Source organism: Bradyrhizobium sp., assembly GCF_035309285.1.
Lineage (GTDB): Bacteria > Pseudomonadota > Alphaproteobacteria > Rhizobiales > Xanthobacteraceae > Bradyrhizobium.
On the sequence record NZ_DATGFH010000043.1, the window covers coordinates 1 to 19,062 of the forward strand.

Annotated in this window: 18 protein-coding genes; 2 read left to right on the forward strand and 16 right to left on the reverse strand. The window is 64.0% G+C overall.

The window, feature by feature from the left end; genetic code table 11:
* The 13 genes from VKR55_RS08850 to yajC all read right to left on the reverse strand — a co-directional run.
* The coding region (locus tag VKR55_RS08850; RefSeq protein WP_324401915.1) for an ATP-binding cassette domain-containing protein at positions 1–433 on the reverse strand (433 nt) is incomplete at its 3' end.
* Positions 423–1,172, reverse strand: coding sequence for an ABC transporter ATP-binding protein (locus VKR55_RS08855; protein WP_324401917.1), 750 nt, complete (start codon positions 1,170–1,172; stop codon positions 423–425). The genes VKR55_RS08855 and VKR55_RS08850, both read right to left, overlap by 11 nt.
* Positions 1,169–2,122 (reverse strand): branched-chain amino acid ABC transporter permease, encoded by a 954-nt coding sequence (locus tag VKR55_RS08860; protein ID WP_324401920.1) that lies wholly within the window; start codon positions 2,120–2,122, stop codon positions 1,169–1,171. The genes VKR55_RS08855 and VKR55_RS08860 overlap by 4 nt, the downstream gene beginning before the upstream one ends.
* A gap of 3 nt (positions 2,123–2,125) precedes the next feature.
* Positions 2,126–2,992 (reverse strand): branched-chain amino acid ABC transporter permease, encoded by an 867-nt coding sequence (locus VKR55_RS08865; RefSeq protein ID WP_324402020.1) that lies wholly within the window; start codon positions 2,990–2,992, stop codon positions 2,126–2,128.
* Between the two features lie 145 nt (positions 2,993–3,137).
* Positions 3,138–4,382 carry an amino acid ABC transporter substrate-binding protein gene (locus VKR55_RS08870; RefSeq protein WP_324401922.1) on the reverse strand — a complete coding sequence of 415 codons (1,245 nt, stop codon included), beginning with the start codon at positions 4,380–4,382 and terminating at the stop codon, positions 3,138–3,140.
* 51 nt (positions 4,383–4,433) lie between these two features.
* Positions 4,434–5,378, reverse strand: a complete 945-nt coding sequence (locus VKR55_RS08875; RefSeq protein ID WP_324401924.1) for a dioxygenase family protein — start codon at positions 5,376–5,378, stop codon at positions 4,434–4,436.
* A 150-nt stretch (positions 5,379–5,528) separates the two neighbouring features.
* Positions 5,529–6,767, reverse strand: coding sequence for a threonine ammonia-lyase (locus VKR55_RS08880; RefSeq protein ID WP_324401926.1), 1,239 nt, complete (start codon positions 6,765–6,767; stop codon positions 5,529–5,531).
* Between the two features lie 9 nt (positions 6,768–6,776).
* Positions 6,777–9,650 (reverse strand): PAS-domain containing protein, encoded by a 2,874-nt coding sequence (locus tag VKR55_RS08885; RefSeq protein WP_324401928.1) that lies wholly within the window; start codon positions 9,648–9,650, stop codon positions 6,777–6,779.
* A gap of 113 nt (positions 9,651–9,763) precedes the next feature.
* Positions 9,764–10,621 carry a phytoene/squalene synthase family protein gene (locus VKR55_RS08890; RefSeq protein WP_324401930.1) on the reverse strand — a complete coding sequence of 286 codons (858 nt, stop codon included), beginning with the start codon at positions 10,619–10,621 and terminating at the stop codon, positions 9,764–9,766.
* Positions 10,618–11,001: an Mth938-like domain-containing protein gene (locus VKR55_RS08895; RefSeq protein WP_324401932.1), complete on the reverse strand. Its 384-nt coding sequence runs from the start codon at positions 10,999–11,001 to the stop codon at positions 10,618–10,620. The genes VKR55_RS08890 and VKR55_RS08895 overlap by 4 nt, the downstream gene beginning before the upstream one ends.
* An 89-nt stretch (positions 11,002–11,090) precedes the next feature.
* Positions 11,091–12,158 carry a protein translocase subunit SecF gene (gene secF / locus VKR55_RS08900; RefSeq protein ID WP_324401934.1) on the reverse strand — a complete coding sequence of 356 codons (1,068 nt, stop codon included), beginning with the start codon at positions 12,156–12,158 and terminating at the stop codon, positions 11,091–11,093.
* A 13-nt stretch (positions 12,159–12,171) separates the two neighbouring features.
* On the reverse strand, positions 12,172–13,773 hold the full coding sequence (gene secD, locus VKR55_RS08905) for a protein translocase subunit SecD (protein ID WP_324401936.1): 1,602 nt from the start codon (positions 13,771–13,773) through the stop codon (positions 12,172–12,174).
* Between the two features lie 61 nt (positions 13,774–13,834).
* Positions 13,835–14,191 carry a preprotein translocase subunit YajC gene (yajC, locus tag VKR55_RS08910; protein ID WP_324401938.1) on the reverse strand — a complete coding sequence of 119 codons (357 nt, stop codon included), beginning with the start codon at positions 14,189–14,191 and terminating at the stop codon, positions 13,835–13,837.
* 180 nt (positions 14,192–14,371) lie between these two features.
* Here yajC and VKR55_RS08915 point away from each other — a divergent pair, with 180 nt between their 5' ends.
* Positions 14,372–15,331, forward strand: a complete 960-nt coding sequence (locus VKR55_RS08915) for an ATP-binding protein (protein WP_324401940.1) — start codon at positions 14,372–14,374, stop codon at positions 15,329–15,331.
* Positions 15,332–15,455: 124 nt separating this feature from the next.
* On the opposite strand, the gene VKR55_RS08920 is transcribed toward VKR55_RS08915, so the two are convergent.
* Together VKR55_RS08920 and VKR55_RS08925 are read right to left on the reverse strand one after the other, a co-directional pair.
* A complete protein-coding gene (locus VKR55_RS08920) occupies positions 15,456–16,811 on the reverse strand; it encodes a LysM peptidoglycan-binding domain-containing M23 family metallopeptidase (protein WP_324401942.1) in 1,356 nt (451 codons plus the stop codon).
* A 108-nt stretch (positions 16,812–16,919) separates the two neighbouring features.
* Entirely contained in the window at positions 16,920–17,570 is a 651-nt protein-coding gene (locus tag VKR55_RS08925; RefSeq protein ID WP_324401944.1) for a protein-L-isoaspartate(D-aspartate) O-methyltransferase, read from the reverse strand.
* 246 nt (positions 17,571–17,816) lie between these two features.
* On the opposite strand from VKR55_RS08925, the gene VKR55_RS08930 reads away from it, so the two are divergent.
* Complete coding sequence (locus tag VKR55_RS08930; protein WP_324401946.1) at positions 17,817–18,194, forward strand: response regulator; 378 nt, start codon at positions 17,817–17,819, stop codon at positions 18,192–18,194.
* Between the two features lie 51 nt (positions 18,195–18,245).
* Here the strand turns inward: VKR55_RS08930 and surE are convergent, their stop codons facing one another.
* Positions 18,246–19,013: a 5'/3'-nucleotidase SurE gene (surE, locus tag VKR55_RS08935; RefSeq protein ID WP_324401948.1), complete on the reverse strand. Its 768-nt coding sequence runs from the start codon at positions 19,011–19,013 to the stop codon at positions 18,246–18,248.
* Positions 19,014–19,062: the final 49 nt, after the last annotated feature.

Here is a 19,062-nt window from a genome sequence, read left to right on the forward strand (position 1 = left end):
CGCCGGACATGGTGCCGGCCAGCTGGTTCCTGCGCTCCTGGAGCACGGGAAAGGTTTCGAACGCCATCGCCAGATTGTGCTGGATCGCGCTGCGGGCCGCCTTGCGAAAAGCGCCGAGCATCAGGTTCTCCACGACCGTAAGCTTGGGAAACAGCCGCCGCCCCTCCGGCACCAGCGCCACGCCGAGGTCGACGATCTGTTCCGGCAACAATTTTGTCAGGTCGTGCACCGTGCCGTCGATCGAGAGCGACACGCTGCCGCGCGTCGGACGCACCAGACCCATGACGCATTTGATCAGCGTGCTCTTGCCGTTGCCATTGGTGCCGAGCAGCGCGACGGTCTCGCCATTGTCGACACGCAGCGAGACTCCACGCAGCGCCTTCACCGCGCCGTAACCTGCGTCCAGGGCCCCGATCGCCAGGCTAAGTGCCAAGATAGGCCTCCTGGACGCGCGGGTTCGACATCACCTCGCCGGGTGCGCCGATCGCGATGATCTTGCCGGCATCAAGGCACATCACGCGCTCGGAGAAGCGCATCACTGCCTGCATGATGTGCTCGATCATGATAATGGCGATGTCCTCGCCGCAAAGGCTCATCAACAGGTCCAGCACCTCGTCCACCTCAGAGGCCGACAGGCCTGCCATCGCCTCGTCGGAGATCAGGAGCTTCGGGCCCGTCGCCATGGCACGCGCCAGCTCCATCTTGCGCAGCTCGACCTGGGTCAGCGTTGTGGTGGGCGTGAAGGCTTTCGCGGCCAGCCCGATCCTGTTCAGGATCACCATCGCGGCTTCGCGGCGATGCTGTTCGGTCTCGAACAGATGGCCGTGCGCGGCGAAGTCGAGCGCCACCATCAGATTCTCCAGCACAGTCATGCTGCGGAACGGCCGTGGTATCTGGAAGCTGCGGGCGATGCCGCGATGTGAGCGCAGGTTCGGCGGCAGCGGCGTGATGTCCTCGCCTGCGAACAGCACCGCCCCCCTGTTCGGGCGCAGCGCGCCGGAAATGCAGTTGACCAGCGTCGTCTTGCCCGAGCCGTTTGGGCCGATCAGGCCAAAGCGCTCGCCCTTGCGGATCTCGACATTGATGTTGTCGAGCGCAACGAAGCCGCCGAAGGTCTTGGTCAGCGTATCGATCCGCAGCAATGGTGCTTCGGGAGCGGTCGCGTCCGTCATGCGCGCCCTCCCTTGCCCGCGACGCGGGCGACAAGACCGATGATGCCTCTGGGTGCCGCGATCACGAACACCACCAGCATAATGCCAAGCACGAGCACGTTGACCTCGGAAGAAATCGTGACTTGCAAGAACTGCTGGGTGGTGCCCAGCAGAATCGCACCCAGCACCGGTCCAATCCAGTGTGCGGTGCCGCCGATCAGCGACATCGCCAGCACCGAGATCGAATAGTTCAGATCGAAGGCCGTGTCGGGATTGGCATATTGCAGGTACATCGCGGCCGGCGCTCCGCCCGCGGAGATCAGTGCGCCCGAGATCACGCAGGCCAGGAGTTTTAAGCGCAAGGTCGGCACGCCCATGCATTCAGCCGCAAGCTCGTCATCCCGCAGCGCCTGCAAGCCACGGCCGATCCGCGAATTCTGGATGAAGCGCGTGACCGCGACTGCGATCACCACCAGCACGGCCTGCACGAAGAACAAGAGCTTCACATAGCTGTCGAATGGCGCCGTCACCGGCGGCCGCTGGAGCTGGATGCCGGCGGCCCCGCCGACGAAGCGCCAGTTGGTGATTGACGTCTCGATGATGATGGCAAGCGCAATGGTCGCGATCGAGAAGAAGATGCCGCGCATCCTGAGCGTCAGTAACCCGACGCCAAGGCCGAGCAGGCTGCCGACCGCGGCTGCGGTCAGGATCTGCACGACGAGCGGCGCCTGAAAGACCTGGACCAGCAGCACGGCGGTATAGACGCCGACGCCGAAGAACGCATTGGTGCCGAAATTAACGTAACCCGCATAGCCGCCGAGAATCGTCCAGGCGACCGATAGCACGATGAATTGCAGGATCACGTAGCCGGCGAAGAAGGGATATTCATTCTGCAGCGTCTGCGTCAGCGCAAGGGCGACCGCCAGGAACACCACCGCGCCAAACCAGAATGCGATCGAGCCGCGCCGCATGCATCACCTGCCGAGCAGGCCTTGCGGCCGCACGGCCAGAACGCCGAGCAACAGCGCAAATGAGATCGCCGGCGCCCAGGAGGCGCCGAACATGGTGAGCACGATCGACTCGGCAACGCCGAGGATGATGGAGGCAATCAATGTTCCCGAGATGCTGCCGAGCCCGGCCATCACCACAACGCAGAAAGTCCGCCCGATATAGACGCGGTCGAGCGTCGGGTCGACCGGCGAAACCACGATCAGGAGCGCCCCGGCGATTCCGAGCACCGCGGTCGCGATGCCAAAGGCAAACTGCTTGATGCGGACCGGGTTGGCGCCCATCAGCCGCAGTCCTTCCTCGTCCTGCGCCACGGCGCGGATCGCGCGGCCCATGAAGGTCTTCGATAGATAGACGGCGAGCGAGACCGTGAGCGCCAGCGCCACGGCAAAGGCGATGAGCTGGCGGACCGGGATGCGCAGGTCGCCGATCCGCCACGCCTTGCCAATGTAGGAGGCCGTGACCGATTGCTGATCCACACCGAACTGCAGGATGATCAGCACTTCGATGATGAAGGCGACCCCGAAGAAGAACGCGATGCCGCGCACGCCCGCATCGCTGCCGCGCTTCTCGAAGGTCTCGTGGTAAAGACGATAGGTCAATAGACCGAGCAGGAAGAAGACCGGCGTGATCAGGAGGCCGGCGACGAGCGGGTCAATGTCATAGCTGTCGTTGAGCAGAAAGACGCAATAGGATGCGAGCACCAGGAAAGCGGGGTGCGCGACCTGCGGTACGTCAAGCAGGCCGAACGAGATCGACAGCCCGATGCTGACAGCCGCGTAGAAGCAGCCGAGCAGCACGCCCAGCACGACTGCGTCGCGCAGCAACTCCATCGAGAACACGTAGAGTAGCCCTCCCCGTCCTCCAGGGGCGACGGTATCATCGTCGCGCCCTAGCTCGTTGTTCTGCGCATGATCTGTTCGGAAAGGCGCGGCACGCCCTTTCGGATCAATGCACTGGAAGTCCGACGACTTGCGCCTATTTGCGCGCGGCCTCAAAGGGAGCGATCAGATCGCCCGTCTTCAGATTGTCGGGGAACAGGATCACCTGCTTGCCCGCCTGGCGGAACTGGTCGATGTTCTTGTCCTTGACGCCGCGGAACTGCGCCTCCAACGTCGCGCTCTGCTTCCACTCGCCGTCGTCGGCATAGGTGATCGACCCCACGATGGTCTTGTGGGTGTGCTCGCGGATATATTTGGCGAGCGTCTTCTGGTCGAGCGATTTCGTCGCGTTGACCGCCTCCTCGATCATCTGGCCCATGGCGTAGCCGTAAGGCGCGATATAGAAGCCGAGCGGGTCGACCTTTGCCGCGATGGCGCGCTTGGTGTACTTTTCGAAGAAGTCCTTGGTGCCGTCGAAATACATGCTCTTTTCAGGCAGCCAGGTGTTGTAGTTCACCACGCCATTGAGCAGCGATCCCATATTTTCCATCACGGTAGCAAATTGAAGGCCGACCATGGCGCCGCCGAAGATCTTGACGTTGTCGCCAATACCGATCTCGTTGACGGCGCGCAGAATCCCGGCCGAATCCGGCGGATAGGATGCGACGAAAACGATGTCGGGCTTCGCCGCGGCGACCGCGCGGACAATACTTGAGAACTCGGCCGTGCTCGGCGGATAGGCCTGGTCGAACACGATCGGGATATTGAGTTTCTTGGCAACCTCGCGCGCGGTCGTGGCGAGATTTTGCGCGAACTCCTGGTCGGCCGAGAGCAGCGCCATGGATTTGCCGCCAGCCTTCTGGCCGAGCTTTAAAAAGCCGTTCGCCCAGCTATCGGCCGGTCCCCACGGCGCGTTGTTGAACCACATGTCGTGGTGAACCTTGCGGTTCACCTGGAAGGAGAAGTTGCCCATCAAGAGCATGCCGCGCTGCTTCACGAGCGGCATGATCGGCGCGGTCGGCACCGTCCCGTAAGGCGCAAACAGCAGGTCGACCTTATCGACATCGAGAAGCTTGGCGTAAAGCGCGGGGGTCTCCGATGCGCTTGACTTGTCGTCGTAGACGACGAGTTCGACCTTGCGGCCGAGCAGGCCGCCCTTGGCGTTGACGTCATCGCGCCAGATCTCGATGCCGAGCAGCGAGGCCTTTCCGCCGGCGGCCAATCCCCCGGTCTGCGGCATCGACATGCCGATCTTGATCGGCGGCCCTTCGGCGCTCGCAACCGACGAGAGAGCGAGCGCCACTGCGGCCGTTGCCCAGCCGATCACCGTTCTACGATTCATGTTTCCCCCTAGGATCAGTTCTTGATTATCGAGTCGCCCTGTTGATCAGCCTTAACTTGCCGCGGGCGCCGGTGCGGCAACTTTTGCATTTTCGCCTTTGAGGATCGCCGATGGGTCGGAGCCGACGCGCCCGCTGGTCTTGTCGGCCTCGCCCTCGCGCGACAGCTTCAGGTCGAAGCGGATGCTCGGCAGGCCCGGAATCGGGCATTCGGGATCACTCGGTGCAATGTCGACGGCGAGATCATCGGACGAGCCGAACACCACGTCGTCGGCCAGATGCGGATCGTCGCGCAGATAGAGCGCGGTGACGAGCTCGCGATAGCCGGGCGAGCCGACCAGGAAATGAATATGGGCGGGCCGCATGCCGTGGCGCTTCTGCGCCTTCACCATCTCGCCGACCGGCCCGTCCATCGGGATCGAATAGCCGCGTGGCCTGACGGTGCGAACGACGTAGAGTCCGTCCTTGTCGGTCGAAAACACACCGCGATAGTCGACGGACGAAGCGTTCTCCTGGATGTCATAGAGACCGTCGGCGCCGGTCTGCCAGACCGAGACGGTGGCATCCGCCAGCGGCTTGCCGTCGACGCCGGTGACGCGCCCGTACAGCACGCATTCGGTGCCCGGCTTGACGTGTTTTGCAATCTGGGTGCCCGGAGCAAGCTTTGGTGAAGCTTCGCGATAGAACGGGCCGAGCAGGCTCGTATGCGTTCCCTCCTCCAGCGCCGTCCTGTCGTGCAGGCCGTTGACGAGCGCCGAAAGGCCGAGCGTATCCGACAGCAGGATGAACTCCTGGCGGGCCGGCGTGCACATCTTGCCGACCAGGGTCATGAATTCGATGCCCTTGATCCACTCCCCGGGGGTCAGGTTCACGTCCCGGGCAAAGGCGTGAAGATGCTTGACCGCGGCCGCCATGACTTCCTTCATGCGCGGGTCGGGGGTGGTCGCCATCTGTTCCAGAACGGCGTTCGTGACGGTGTCCGGCGTCAATTCGCGCATGGTCCGTTCCTCCCTTGACCCGCCGGCTTGTGCGGCAGCATCCCGAGCCTACCGCCCCCGACCGGATAACGTCCAGAGCGCAGAAAGGCTTATGGAAAAAGCGGGAGGAACCTTCAGTTTTTACGCTGCCTATTCCAGCGTCAGGGACCGCTAGTCGCAGCGCGCGGCAAGCCCTGCGGCCGAAAGCCGGGCCAGCACTTCCTCGAGATGGGCGCGGTCGCGCGTTTCAATCACAAGCTGCAGCACGGTCGCCTTGGCCGGCAGATCGGAAAAGGTCCGCTGATGCGAAACCTCGATGATATTGGCGCCGGCTTCGGCCAAAAGCGACGCCACTGCCGCCAGCTGCCCCGGCCGGTCGACGATGTCGAGCGACAATTGCTTGAGCCGGCCCTCGCGTGCGAGCTCCCGCGTCAAGACCGATGCAATCAGGCGGGTGTCGATATTGCCGCCGCTCAGCACCAAACCGACATTGCGGCCGGCGAACAGCTCGGGCCTGGACTGGACCGCGGCGAGGCCCGCCGCGCCTGCACCTTCAACCACGGTCTTCTCGATGTTGATCAGCTCGGCCACCGCGCGTTCGATCTCGGGCTCGCTCACCAGCAAGATCTCATCGACGACGTGCCGGATGATCTCCGTGGTCAGCTTCCCCGGCCATTTGACCGCAATTCCCTCGGCCAGCGTATCGCCCCGCATCGGAAGTTGCGTGTGCTTGATGGCGTTGTACATTGACGGATAGAGTTCGGCCTCGACGCCGACGACGCGGATATCCGGCTTCAGCGTCCTGGCGGCGATGGCCATACCCGAGATCAGCCCCCCGCCGCCGATCGGAACCACCAGCGTATCCAATGCGGGCACGGCTTTGAGCATTTCAAGGGCGATCGTGCCCTGCCCCGCGATGATCAAGGGATCGTCGTAGGGGTGGATCATGGTCATGCCGTGCGTTTCGCCGAGCTCGGCCGCATAAGCGCCGGCCTCTTCCAACGTGGCGCCCGTGACGACGACGACCGCGCCGTGACGGCGGGTGTTTTCGACCTTCACCATCGGCGTACCCACGGGCATGACGATCGTGGCGGGAACGCCGAGGCGCTTGGCGTGATAGGCTACCCCCTGCGCGTGGTTTCCCGCCGACATGGCGATGACGCCTTGCCGGCGCTCCTCCGCCGACAGTGCGCTGAGGCGGTTGAGCGCACCGCGCTCCTTGAAAGTTGCGGTGAATTGCAGGTTCTCGAACTTGAGCCAGAGATTGCAGCCGCAGATTTCGCTTAAGGTCCGGCTCTCGTTACAGACTGTAGCGGTGACTGAGCTGCCAATCACTTTCGCCGCGGCAGTGATGTCTGCCAGTTTGACCGGAAGCTTCTCCAGATCGGACGCGGGGCGGTGGGAGGTCATGTCCCCAAGCTACGCGACGCGGGCAGCATGATTCAATCGTTCGATGATGCGAAAGACCTCCGTAGACGCACAAGGGCGGCTGAAAAGGAACCCTTGCCCCTCCGAGCAACCCGCCTGGCGCACCAGCTCGAGCTGCTCGGCTGTCTCGATCCCTTCCGCCGTGGTTGTCATGCCGAGATTGGCGCCGAGGCTCGCAATGGTGCGCACGATCGCCTCGCTGCCGGAGGATTCGCCGAGCGTACCGATGAAGGAACGGTCGATCTTGATCTTGTCGAACGGGAATTTGCGCAAATAGCCCAGCGATGAATAGCCGACGCCGAAATCATCCATGCTGACGCGGATGCCGAGCGCACGAAGCTGATGCAGGATCGCAATCGTGGCGGCATCATCCTGAAGCAGCGCGCTCTCGGTGACCTCCAGTTCGAGGCGATCCGGGGCAAGCGCGGCGGCTGCAAGTGCGCTCGTCACCATGGCGGCAAGGCCGCGGGCGCGAAACTGGACGGGCGAGAGGTTGATGGCGACCTTGACGAAATCCGGCCATTGCGCCGCGGTCGCGCAGGCGCTCCGCAACACCCATTCGCCGATCGGCACGATGAGGCCGGTTTCCTCCGCGATCGGGATAAACTCGGCGGGGCTGATCGGCCCGCGCTTGGCGCTATCCCAGCGCAGGAGGGCCTCAAAGCCCGTGAGCTCGCCGCTGTCGAGCCTGATCTGGGGCTGGTAGACCAGGTGAAATTCGCCGGCCTCCAGCGCACCACGCAGATCCGTCTCCAGCAGATGGCGCGTCAGCGCCACTTCCTCCATCTCGGAGCGGAAGAACTCGTAGCCGCCGCGTCCCTTGGCCTTGGCCCGATAGAGCGCAAGGTCGGCGCACTTCATCAGGGGCTCGGCCCGGAGCCCATCCACAGGCACAATGGCGATGCCAATACTCACGCCTGAATGGACCATTTGATCCTCGAATGGCGGCGGGTGGCCGATTATCTCGGTGAGGCGCCGTGCCAGGCGCTCGGCGGATTCCGGCTGCGGCCCGCATTGCAGCACGGCAAATTCGTCACCGCCGAGCCGTGCAGCCGTGTCGTTCTCGCCGACGCATTCGCGCAACCGGTCCGCGACCCAGCACAACAGCCGGTCGCCGATCGCGTGGCCCAGCCGGTCGTTGACCGTCTTGAAATCATCGAGGTCTAGGCACAGCACCGCCATCGCCGCGCCTTCCGCGCTCGCCCGCGCGAGCCCCTCGTTCATCCTTTCACGGAACAGCACGCGGTTGGGCAAATCCGTCAGGGCGTCATGCTGGGCCATATGGGTGACGCGCGCCTCGGCCTTGTGCCGCTCGGTGACGTCCTCATAGGTGATGACCCAGCCGCCGTGCTCCATCGGGCTGTGATGGAGCTTGATGATGCGACCGTCGGCAAGGGGACGAAAGATCGTGCGGGCGCCATCCTTCAGCTTCTCGACATAGCCGTCATAGAGCTCCTGCGCGCTGGTGTCGGGATGATTGCCCAGTGCACAACTATGCTCCATGATCTCGCGCATGCTGACGCCGGGACGCACGATCTCCGGCGAAAGCCCGTAAATGTCGAGATAGCGCTTGTTGCAGACGATCATGCGCAGATTGCTGTCGAGCATGCACAACCCCTGCGACATGTTGTTGAGCGCCGCATCGAAGCGCCGGTGCTGCTCGCTCAGTTCCTCATGCGCCCGCTCCCGCTCGGTGATGTCTTCGTAGGTGCCGACAAATCCGCCGTCGGGAAGCGGGCGGTAGCGAACGGCGATCAGGCGGCCGTTCGCGGTGCGACGATGCAGTGCGGCGTGATCGAGGTTGACGATCCGCTCTCGCGCCGTAGCCATGATCTGCTCGGCATTGTATTCGGCGGCGGAATACGCGCCGTTCCGAATCACGAAATCGGCCAGCTCGGACAGATGGGTGCCGGGCTTGGCCTGCTCCGGCGTAAGCTTGTAGATTTCGAGATATTGGCTGTTGCGGCAGACGAGCCGCATGTCCTTGTCGTAGACGCACAGACCATGCGCCATATTCTCGAGCGCGGCGTCGAGCAGGAGATTTTGCTGCTTCAGAGCCTCCTCATGGCGCAACCGGTCGGTGACGTCATAGCACGCGCTGACCCACCCGCCGTCCGGCATGGGGCTCGAGACCGATTGGATGGTGTGGCCGTCGCTGCGGGTCAGAAGCCCGACGCTGGACGCGCCCTTGCGAATTTCGGCCATGCGCCGCTGATAGACGTCGTCTGCCGTCCGCCCCGGTGCGTTCCCTCGGGACACCCAGTGCTCGATCACCTCGCGATGGGTGATGCCGGGTTTGACGACACCGGGATCGAGACCGTAAACCTGCAGATATTGCTCGTTGCAGACGACCAGGCGTTCGTCGGCGCCGTACATTGTCAGGCCGTGCGACATATGCGCGACCGCACGCTCGATGCGCTCGGTCTGGAGCTGCAGCTCGCTTTCGAGCTTGGCCCGCTGGGTGATGTCATCGCAGACCGTCATCCAGGCGCCGCCCGGAAGAAGCTTGACGTCGAGCGTCATGATGATGCCGCTCGGCATCTCCTGCTGTGCGCTGAAAGGCTTGCCGGCGGCAACCTGGGCAAACCGGTCGCGACAGCGCTGCTCGACGCTATCCGGTGCAAAATTGCCGCAAGCGGCGCTGTGCTCCATGACCTCGCGGTAGGTCAGGCCCGGACGGATCACGTCCGCCGACATGTTGAAGATTTCGATGAAACGGCGATTGAACAGCACCACCCGGTTGTCGGCGTCGTAGACGCAGATGGCTTGGGTCGCGCTCTCCAGAGCGGCGCGGCTCAGCGCCAGCAACGCCTCGGTCGCAGCGCGCTTGGGCAGGCGGGCTTTTCTGCGGTGGCTCTTCTTCATGCGTGCCGCTTCCGGACTTTAAGGATTTGGCAACCATGCCAACAACCCAAAAGCCTAGCGGGCAGGCGGGAATATAGTCTTAAGGACGGTAGTTTACGGAACGTGACCGCAACCTACGCAGCCCGGAACTGCTTCGAGCGCGCCGCCCGCCACAGCGTCCACAGGACCGAGAACCGCGACCGGATCCGCTCCACGAAGGGATCGTTGTCGGCGCGCGTCAGCCGCGCGAGATCGCGGCGCACCAGCGCCAGTGGCAGGAACACCGGCCGCACGCTGGGCGACACCTCGGCGAGCAGTCCTTCCGCGGTCTGCAGATGTCGCCGCGCTTCGCGGAGCAACTGGTCGATCGCCGCACGCACTTTGGGTGTCTGCCTGCCGGCGAACACCTCCTCCGAGCCGCTGCCATGGCCTTGCAGAAATTGCAGCGGCAGGAACAATTGCCGCCGCGCCGCATCGCGCGGCAATGAGGCGACCACCTGGACGAAGCCGAACGCGAAACCGGCGTGACGGGCCAGGTGATCGATCTCCGCGGACGGTGGCGACAACAGCCGCGCCGCCAGCGCGAACAGCGCCGACGTCGTCTCGTGAACATAGCCTTCGAGCGCCGCCAGCGTCGGCATCGGGTCGTTATAGAGATCGAACTCATGCTCGCCGATCAGCGCCGACAATGGTTCGGCTGGAAGTCCGTAAGCACGCAGCACGAGCAGGAGCTCCGCCGCCACCGGATTGCCCTCCTCGCCGCCATGCGCGGCCCCGGCCAACAGATCGGTCCACCATTGCATCCTGATTTCACCGGGCAAGGGCTGGGTGACCTGGTCCCGGATGCGGATGATCTCGACATTGAAGGCATAGAGCGCGAGCAATGCGCGGCGCTCCGCCGGCGGCACGAACAGGGTCGAGGCGTAGCGGACAAAATCATGGTCGCGCACGAGATCGGCGCAGAAGGAAGCCGCGTCCCCGTCCCTGCTCATGGCACCGCGATCAGCGCCGCCGCAACGCGGCGGCGTTCGCCCATCATGATATTGTAGGTCCGGATCGCCGGCCCCGTCTGCATCGCGTCGAGTACCACATGCACGGCGCGCAGCGCCGCGCGAAGCTCGGCCGGCGGCGCCCAGACCTTGGTTCCGGTGCCGAGGATCAGTGTGTCGACGCTGTTCGCCGCCGCAAAGACGCGCCGCAAGGAATATTTATCGATCTGATCCGGCCGGGTGACCTCCCAGGCCCAGATCCCCTCGGGCAGGCACAGCAGCGAGCCCCGGTGCGACATATCCGCAAAGGCGAAGCCGCCCTTGCCATAGGCCTCGATCGGGGCCGACCTCGGAAGATGCGGAGCGTCATTCTGTGGGGGCATGAGCTCTGTCCGAAAATCGCTGCTCGCCCCGCTATCCACGTGCGGGGCAGGCTCTTTCGGGATCATGGCCGGGGATTTGCCATGGTCGCTTACTTCTTGGCTACCGCATCCGGCTTCTTGGCCGGCGTGTCCGCCTTCTTCGTCGGCGCGTCCGCCTTCCTGGCCGGCGTTTCCGGCGCCTCGGCGCGAGTGGTGCCGACGCCGAGATAGATCAGGATCGGCGCGGCGATAAAGATCGAGGTGTAGGTGCCAACCAGCACCACGCCGAACATCATGACCGCGGTGAAGCTGTGGATCGCCTGGCCGCCGAACAGGAGCAGCGCAAGCAGCGCCAGCGACACGGTGAGGTGGGTGACGATCGAACGCGACAGCGTCGAGTTGATCGACTCGTTCAGGAGCTGCGGCATCGGCATCTTCTTGTAGCGCCGCAACATTTCGCGGATACGGTCGTAGATGACAACGGTGTCGTTGAGCGAGTAGCCGAGGATGGTCAGCAGCGCCGCGATGCTGGTCAGATCGAAATCGACCTGGCTGATCGACATGAAGCCGATGGTGAGCACGATGTCATGCACGTTGGCGATCATGGCGCCGAGCGCGAACTGCCATTCGAAGCGGAACCAGAGATAGACCAGGATGGCACCGATCGCGAGCATCAGGCCGGCCATGCCCCAGCCGAGCAGTTCGCCGGATACACGCGGACCCACCACCTCGACGCGGCGGTAGTCGACGGAATCGCCGAGCGCACCGCGCACCTTGCCGACAGCCATTTGCTGCGCCTGGTCGCCGCCTGGCTGCTCGGCAACGCGGATCAGCACCTCTTTCGGACCGCCGAATTGCTGGAGCTGGACATCGCCGAGCCCGAGCGTGTTCAGCTTGCCGCGCATCGCCGCGATGTCGGCCGCGCCGGACTTGGACCGCACTTCAAGCAGCGTGCCGCCCTTGAAGTCGATGCCGAAATTCAGGCCATGGGTAAAGAACAGCGTGATCGCGACGATCGACAGCGTCGCCGAGATCGGGAACGAGATGCGGCGGAATTGGGTGAAGTCGAAATGCGTGTTGTCGGGAACGATGCGCAGCGACGGCAGAATGCCGAGCGCGCTGACGACGGTGAGCGCGGCGATCAGGATGCCAAGGCCGATGAGAATGGTGTGAGTCACTTCTGGCCTCGCATTAGATCGGCACGGTTTGCGGCCGCTTCCACCGCACCCACCCCGCCACGATCAGGCGGGTCAGGGTGAAGGCGGTGAAGACTGTGGTGATGATGCCGATGCCGAGCGTCACGGCGAAGCCGCGCACCGGGCCCGTGCCGATCATGAACAGCACCGCAGCGGCGATGAAGGTTGTGATGTTGGAGTCGAGAATCGTCGCGAGCGCCCGCTTGAAGCCGGCATCGATCGCCGAAATCGCATTGCGTCCGCCGCGGATCTCCTCGCGGATGCGCTCGTAGATCAGCACGTTGGAGTCGACCGCGATGCCCACCGTCAGCACGATGCCGGCGATGCCGGGCAGCGTCAGCGTGGCGTTGAGCAGCGACAACAGGCCGAAGATCATGGCCACGTTGATCACGACGGCGACGTTGGCGAACACGCCGAACAGCCGATAGGTCACGAGCATGAACACGACCACCATGATGGCGCCGACATAGGCCGCAAGCTCGCCCTTCTCGATCGAATCCTGTCCAAGGCCGGGACCGACAGTGCGCTCCTCCACCACGGTGAGCGGCGCAGGCAGCGCGCCGGCACGGAGGAGGACTGCCAGATCGTTGGCGGATTCCACGGTGAAATTGCCGGAGATCTGACCCTGGCCGCCGGTGATCGGCTCGCGGATCACGGGCGCCGAGATCACCTCGTTGTCGAGCACGATCGCGAAGGGCTGTCCGACGTTCTCGGAAGTCGCCTGAGCGAATTTGCGCGAGCCCGCGGTGTTGAACTTGAAATTCACCACCGGTTCGCTCGTGCGCGGGTCGAAGCCCGGCTGCGCGTCGGTGAGATCGCCGCCGGACACCAGCACCTGCTTCCTGATCACGTAGGGCACCTTCGGCGACGAAGCGCTCATCAAGAGCTCGTCGTCGGGCGGCAGACTGCCCGCCTGCGCCTGATCCGGCGGCACCGAGCTGTCGACCATGCGGAATTCCATTTTCGCGGTCTTGCCCAGCAATTGCTTCAGATGCGTCGGATCCTGCAGGCCGGGCACCTGCACCAGGATGCGATCGGTGCCCTGGCGCTGGATCACGGGCTCGACAGTGCCGAGCTGGTTGACGCGCTTCTCGACGATCTGCATCGACTGGTCGATGGCCTGGCGGATGCGATCGTTGACGGCGGCTTCAGGCACCCTCAAGCGGATCAGTCCGCCGCCCGCGTCGGTGACTTCGAGCGAGCGCTGGCCGTTGGAGCCGAGCAAGCCACCGAGCGGCTGGATCAACTCACGCAGCTTCGCAAGCGCCGTCGCCTGCTCGGTGTCTTTCCTGATGTGAACCTCGACCGCGTCGCCCTTCGTCGAAAGCCCGGTATAGCCGATCCTGGCCTCGCGCAGCACGCGGCGCACGTCGTCGCGCACCTGATCGAGCTTTTCCTTCTTTACATAGTTGGCATCGATTTCGAGCAGCAGATAAGAGCCGCCCTGCAGGTCCAGGCCGAGCACGAGGCGCCGCTGCGCCCATTCCGGCCAGGTCCTGACCCGTGCTTCGGGAAAGAAGTTCGGCACGGCGCAAAGGCACACCACCAGCGCCGTCAGGATGATGCCGAGCGCCTTCCACCGCGTGAAATACAACATTGAACAGACTCGTCAGATCATAGGAAGATGCGGCGCGGCGGCCCGCGCCTTGCATCGGGGATCAGCTTGCGGACGCGTCGTCCTTGATGATTTCCTTGGCCGGCTCGCCCTTGGCGCGCACGCCCGAGATCATCTGGCGCATCTGCCGCACGCGCACGCCGTCCGAGATTTCGAATTCGATCTGGTCGTCGTCGACGACCTTGGTCACCTTGCCGACCAGACCGCCGGAGGTCACGACCGTATCGCCGCGGCGGATGTTCTTCACCAGTTCGGCGTGGTCTTTGACCTTCTTCTGCTGCGGCCGCAGAATCAGAAAGTACATGATCACGAAGATCAGCGCGAACGGCAAAAGCGACATCAACATGCTGTTGGTATCGCCGCCGGCCGCAGCCTGGGCATACGCGGGGGTGATGAACATCAGGGAATCCTCGTGAGACGGGAGTGAACCGGTCGCGCCCGAAAAGGTCCGGTTCGGGGCAAATTCGCGCGGAATATAGCGGCCGCGGTCCCAATTGCAACGCTCGCCAGCCCACTGAATCAGGCCAGCTTGCTTGCCCGACCAAGGCCCGATAAGGCTGCGCCATCAGGAACTTGAGACATGTCGAAAAAATCCCGTAAAAGCGCTTCCAGGGCCGTTGCGCAGAACGCTACGAAAGTCGCAGCAAAACGCCCCAGGGCTTCAGTGGAAACCGACGTGCCGGTGCGGATCGTTCGCGCGCTTGAGACGATTGCGGCCCATCTTTCGGCCAACGCCCCAGCGCCCGCGGCGCCTGAGTCGTTTGGCGACGCCGATGCCTTTGTCTGGCACCCGAACGGGCGGCTGACCGAGGTCAAGCGCGTCAGCCGCGTCGAGCTCTTCCTGCTCAAGGGTATCGACCGGATGCGCGACATCCTGATCGAGAACACGGAGCGGTTCGCCAATGGGCTGCCGGCCAACAATGCGCTTCTCTGGGGTGCGCGAGGCATGGGCAAGTCATCCTTGGTCAAAGCGGCGCATGCCAGCATCAATGCCGGCCGCAGGGGCGCCGATCGCCTCAAGCTGATCGAGATCCACCGCGAGGACATCGAGAGCCTGCCCGCGCTCATGGAACTGCTGCGGCCCTCGCCCTTTCGCTTCATCGTGTTCTGCGACGACCTCTCCTTCGACGGCAATGACGCATCCTACAAATCGCTCAAGGCCGTGCTCGAGGGCGGCATCGAAGGCCGGCCCGATAACGTCGTCCTTTATGCGACCTCCAACCGCCGCCATTTGCTCGCCCGCGAGATGATCGAGAACGAGCGTTCGACCGCGATCAATCCGGGCGAAGCGGTCGAGGAGAAGGTTTCACTGTCGGATCGTTTCGGCCTCTGGCTCGGCTTTCACCGCTGCAGCCAGGACGAGTATCTTGCCATGGTAAGGGGCTATTGCGGCCATTTTGGCATCAAGCTCACCGAAGAGGAGCTGGAGCGTGAGGCGCTGGAATGGTCGACCACGCGCGGCTCCCGCTCGGGGCGCGTCGCCTGGCAGTTCACTCAGGAACTGGCGGGACGATTGGGCGTGAAGCTGAGTTGGAAATGATCTGCATCCGTAATTCACGCTCGTCACACGCGGGCTTGACCCGCGTATCCATCCTCTTCGCAAATGCCTTCTTGAGGGATGGATTGCCGGGTCAAGCCCGGCAAATGACAAGTTAAGCGGAGCGTTACGCCCCGCTGAGGAATTGGAGCGGGTCGACGGGCGTGGAACCCTTGCGGATTTCGAAGTGGAGCTGCGGCGACGCCACCTCCCCCGACTGACCCGATTTGGCAATGACCTGGCCGCGCTTGATGGTGTCCCCGCGCTTCACCAGCAGCTGACTCGCATGGGCATATGCGGTGACGTAGCCGTTGGCGTGCCGAACCAGGATCAGATTGCCGTATCCTTTCAGTTCATTGCCGGCATAGGCCACAACGCCATCCTCGGCGGCCTTCACCGGCGTGCCCTCGGGCACGGCAAGGTTGATGCCGTCATTGGACTTGCCGTTGGTCTTGGCGCCGTAAGCGGCGATGATCTTGCCGCGCACCGGCCAGCGGAAGGTCGGCAGTGCGCCCGTAGCCTCACTCGCCTTGAGCGGGGTTACTGCCTCTTCCGGCGGCGGATTGGCCTGCGCCAGTCGCGCGCTCTGTTGGGGTGCGGCGGCCGCGACCCTGGTGCCGGCTACCGGCACGGCTGCAGGAGCAGTCGCAACCGCGCCGAGCGGCGCCGCCGGAGCAGCCGCGGTCTTGGCGGGTACGGTCAGCCTGGCGCCGAGCTTGAGCTTGGCGGCAGCATCAATGTTATTGGCGCGGGCGAGCTCGGCGACCGAGATATGATTGTGGTGGGCAATGCTCGCCAGCGTCTCGCCGGGATTGACGACGTGGATGCTCGGGGCAGCCGCAACGGCGGCGGGCCTGCCGACCGGGACTGCTGCAACGCGCTGAGATGCAACCGCAGCGGGCACCGGAGCAGCGGCCGCGACGGTCGGACGAGGGATGATCAGCGATTGGCCGGGCGAGAGCCGGCGCGGTCCTTTGTAGCCGTTGGCGGCAAGGATCGCGGCCGGCGTCACGTGATAGCGTTTGGCCAGCACTTCCAGCGTGTCGCTGGTCCCGACGATGATGGTCATGCCGGGGGCGGGACGCGCGGCGGCGACCGAGCGCGGCGGCACGCTTGCCGTCGTTTCCAGTTTCGGCTTGGCCGGTGGGGCGTAGGCGACCGGCGGGGTGTAGGAGGCCATCCCGCGGCCGCCGCCGGAGACGCCGCCATGGGCGACCGGGTACGACTGCGGTGCGGCAACGGCAGGCGGCGCTGCCGAGGCCTGGTAAGGCGGGCGGGAATATTGCGGCAGCTCGCGCCGCTCGACCTGCGCTTGGGGAGCGGCGGCCGGTACCGAGCCGGTGGATTCCGGTTGATAATTGAAGGGATTGGAAAGGCGCGACGACATGTCGGCGCTGCAACCGGCGACCCCGAAGGAGATCAGCGCCAGCACCGCAAGCTGCGGGACGCAGCGCGAGCCAAAATAGGCATCAGCACGGGACATGGTTACTCACTCATACGCAACAAAGAACGTCTTTGAGTAAACACGCCCCCAGTAAACAAGCGCTTAACCCTGCAAATAAGACGTTGGAGGGAAAGCCAATCCGGGAATTTACAGCTCGCGCGCGATCCCCGGCAGCGCGGGGACGAAGCGCACGTCGACAAGCTCCTTGCGCTCCAGACCGCTTGCGGTCTTGACGATCCGGACCAGCGTCTGGACGCCATGATGCGGCCCAACCGGTGCGATCAGGATGCCGTTCGTCTCCAGCCGGTCGGTCAGGTTTTCCGGAATCTGCGCCATCGCCGCGGTGACGATGATGCGGTCGAAGGAGCCGATGTTGGCGGGCAGGTCGAAACCGTCTCCCAGCATCACTTCGACGTTGTCGAAACCCAATCGCTCCAGCCGCAAGCGGGCGGTGTCAGCAAGCGTGCGGAAGCGCTCGACGGTCAGCACCTTGCCCGCGAGCTTGGCGAGCACGGCAGCCTGATAGCCGGAGCCGGTGCCGATCTCGAGCACCCGGTGCTGCTTCTGCAGGTTGAGCTGCTCGGTCATGTAAGCGACCACGAAGGGCTGGCTGATGGTCTGTCCGCAGGCGATGCCGAGCGCGCTGTCGCGATAGGCGTCGTCGCGGTCGGCCTCGGCGACAAAGGCCTCCCGCGGCACTTCCTCGAGCGCCCGCAACACCGCCTGGTTGCTGATCCCGCGTCGCCGCAGGGTCAACTGAAACATCATCTTCTCTGGTGGGCCTTGTCTTGAGGACATCCTGGTCTCGTCGGGCAGCCCGGGAATCGCCACGGGCATGGCAGTTTGAAGCAATATGTACCTACGGCCTACCGAACATTTTTCCAGCTCCACGTTCCCGCCACGGAACCAGGCGTGATAGCCTCGCGTTGCGGCACGAACCGATCACTCGCTGGCGGTGGCAGCGATGCGTAAGTTGCATGTAGACGTTGCACCCATTGGCGTTTTTTGCGAACCTTACGATCCGGATGTGCAAGGACTGACCTCATGACTGTGACGCGGCCGCCTCGCGGCTCTGTGTTCCTCGTTGAAGACGAGGTCATGATCAGGATGATGGTTTCCGACATGCTGGAGGAGCTTGGCTACACCGTTGCCGCCGAGGCAGGTGAGATCGGCGAAGCACTGCGGCTTGCGGAAACTACCTATTTCGATCTGGCGATCCTCGACGTCAACGTCAACGGCAAGGTGATCTCGCCTGTTGCCGATTTGATCAAGGCACGCAACCGGCCCTTTATTTTCGCAACCGGTTACGGCTCGTCGGGCCTGCCTGAAGAGTATCGCGACCGTCCGGCGCTGCAGAAGCCATTCCAGCTCGAAACGCTTGGCAAGGTGATCGAGACCACGCTGCGCAGCGCAACCGTGTAAGGCGGACGCAGCGCGGCATGGAATGGCGCGGCGCGGTCGGCCGACGCACGGCTATTTCAGCAATTCCGTCAGCTCTCCGGAAAACTCCTCATCGGTGCGGTCGAGCCGAAGCGGCGTCACCGAGACGTAGCGCGCAGCAAGTGCGGCGAGATCCGTGCCCTCCTCCGGCGCGTCCATCACCGCCGCGCGCTCGAAGCCGATCCAGAAATAGGGATTGCCGCGGCCGTCGCGGCGCTGATCGACCTTCAGGAAGCCGAGATTGCGCTTGCCCTGCCGCGTGACACGGATGCCGGCCACCTGCTCCGGCGTGCAGGCCGGGAAGTTGACATTGATCACCGTGTTCTTCGGGATGCCCGCCGCGATTACCTTGCGGATGATCGGCGGGCCGAATTTCAGCGACGTGTCCCACAGCGGCCGTTCGCGCGTCTCAACCGAAAATTCCTGCGACAGCGCAAACGACGGCAAGCCCAGGATCGTGCCTTCGAGCGCGCCCGCGATCGTGCCGGAATAGACGACGTCTTCGGCGACGTTGCGCCCCTTGTTGACCCCGGAGAGCACGACATTCGGCATGGTCTCGCCCAGGATATGCCGCGCGCCCATGATCACACAATCGGTCGGCGTGCCGCGTACCGCGAAATGCTTTGGGCCGACTTCGCGCAGCCGTAGCGGGTCGTTCAGCGACAGCGAATGTGAGACGCCGGACTGGTCGAGTTCAGGGGCCACGATCCAGACGTCGTCGGACAACGCCCGCGCGATCTCCTCGACGACCTTCAGGCCCGGCGCATGGATGCCGTCATCATTGGTGCAGAGAATCCGCATCCTGCCAAAACCCTCAAGTCTCGAATCCTGCCTCTTTCAAGGCGCCGTC

Coding starts and splice junctions, on each gene's coding strand:
- VKR55_RS08895 (WP_324401932.1), bottom strand. CDS start 11,001: ATGCCCCCACAGAATGACGCTCCGCATCTTCCGAGGTCGGCCCCGATC.
- VKR55_RS08865 (WP_324402020.1), bottom strand. CDS start 2,992: ATGGAGTTGCTGCGCGACGCAGTCGTGCTGGGCGTGCTGCTCGGCTGC.
- VKR55_RS08885 (WP_324401928.1), bottom strand. CDS start 9,650: ATGAAGAAGAGCCACCGCAGAAAAGCCCGCCTGCCCAAGCGCGCTGCG.
- VKR55_RS08890 (WP_324401930.1), bottom strand. CDS start 10,621: ATGAGCAGGGACGGGGACGCGGCTTCCTTCTGCGCCGATCTCGTGCGC.
- VKR55_RS08875 (WP_324401924.1), bottom strand. CDS start 5,378: ATGCGCGAATTGACGCCGGACACCGTCACGAACGCCGTTCTGGAACAG.
- yajC (WP_324401938.1), bottom strand. CDS start 14,191: ATGTTCATCACCCCCGCGTATGCCCAGGCTGCGGCCGGCGGCGATACC.
- VKR55_RS08925 (WP_324401944.1), bottom strand. CDS start 17,570: ATGTCCTCAAGACAAGGCCCACCAGAGAAGATGATGTTTCAGTTGACC.
- VKR55_RS08870 (WP_324401922.1), bottom strand. CDS start 4,382: ATGAATCGTAGAACGGTGATCGGCTGGGCAACGGCCGCAGTGGCGCTC.
- VKR55_RS08915 (WP_324401940.1), top strand. CDS start 14,372: ATGTCGAAAAAATCCCGTAAAAGCGCTTCCAGGGCCGTTGCGCAGAAC.
- surE (WP_324401948.1), bottom strand. CDS start 19,013: ATGCGGATTCTCTGCACCAATGATGACGGCATCCATGCGCCGGGCCTG.
- VKR55_RS08920 (WP_324401942.1), bottom strand. CDS start 16,811: ATGTCCCGTGCTGATGCCTATTTTGGCTCGCGCTGCGTCCCGCAGCTT.
- secD (WP_324401936.1), bottom strand. CDS start 13,773: ATGTTGTATTTCACGCGGTGGAAGGCGCTCGGCATCATCCTGACGGCG.
- VKR55_RS08880 (WP_324401926.1), bottom strand. CDS start 6,767: ATGACCTCCCACCGCCCCGCGTCCGATCTGGAGAAGCTTCCGGTCAAA.
- VKR55_RS08930 (WP_324401946.1), top strand. CDS start 17,817: ATGACTGTGACGCGGCCGCCTCGCGGCTCTGTGTTCCTCGTTGAAGAC.
- VKR55_RS08860 (WP_324401920.1), bottom strand. CDS start 2,122: ATGCGGCGCGGCTCGATCGCATTCTGGTTTGGCGCGGTGGTGTTCCTG.
- VKR55_RS08855 (WP_324401917.1), bottom strand. CDS start 1,172: ATGACGGACGCGACCGCTCCCGAAGCACCATTGCTGCGGATCGATACG.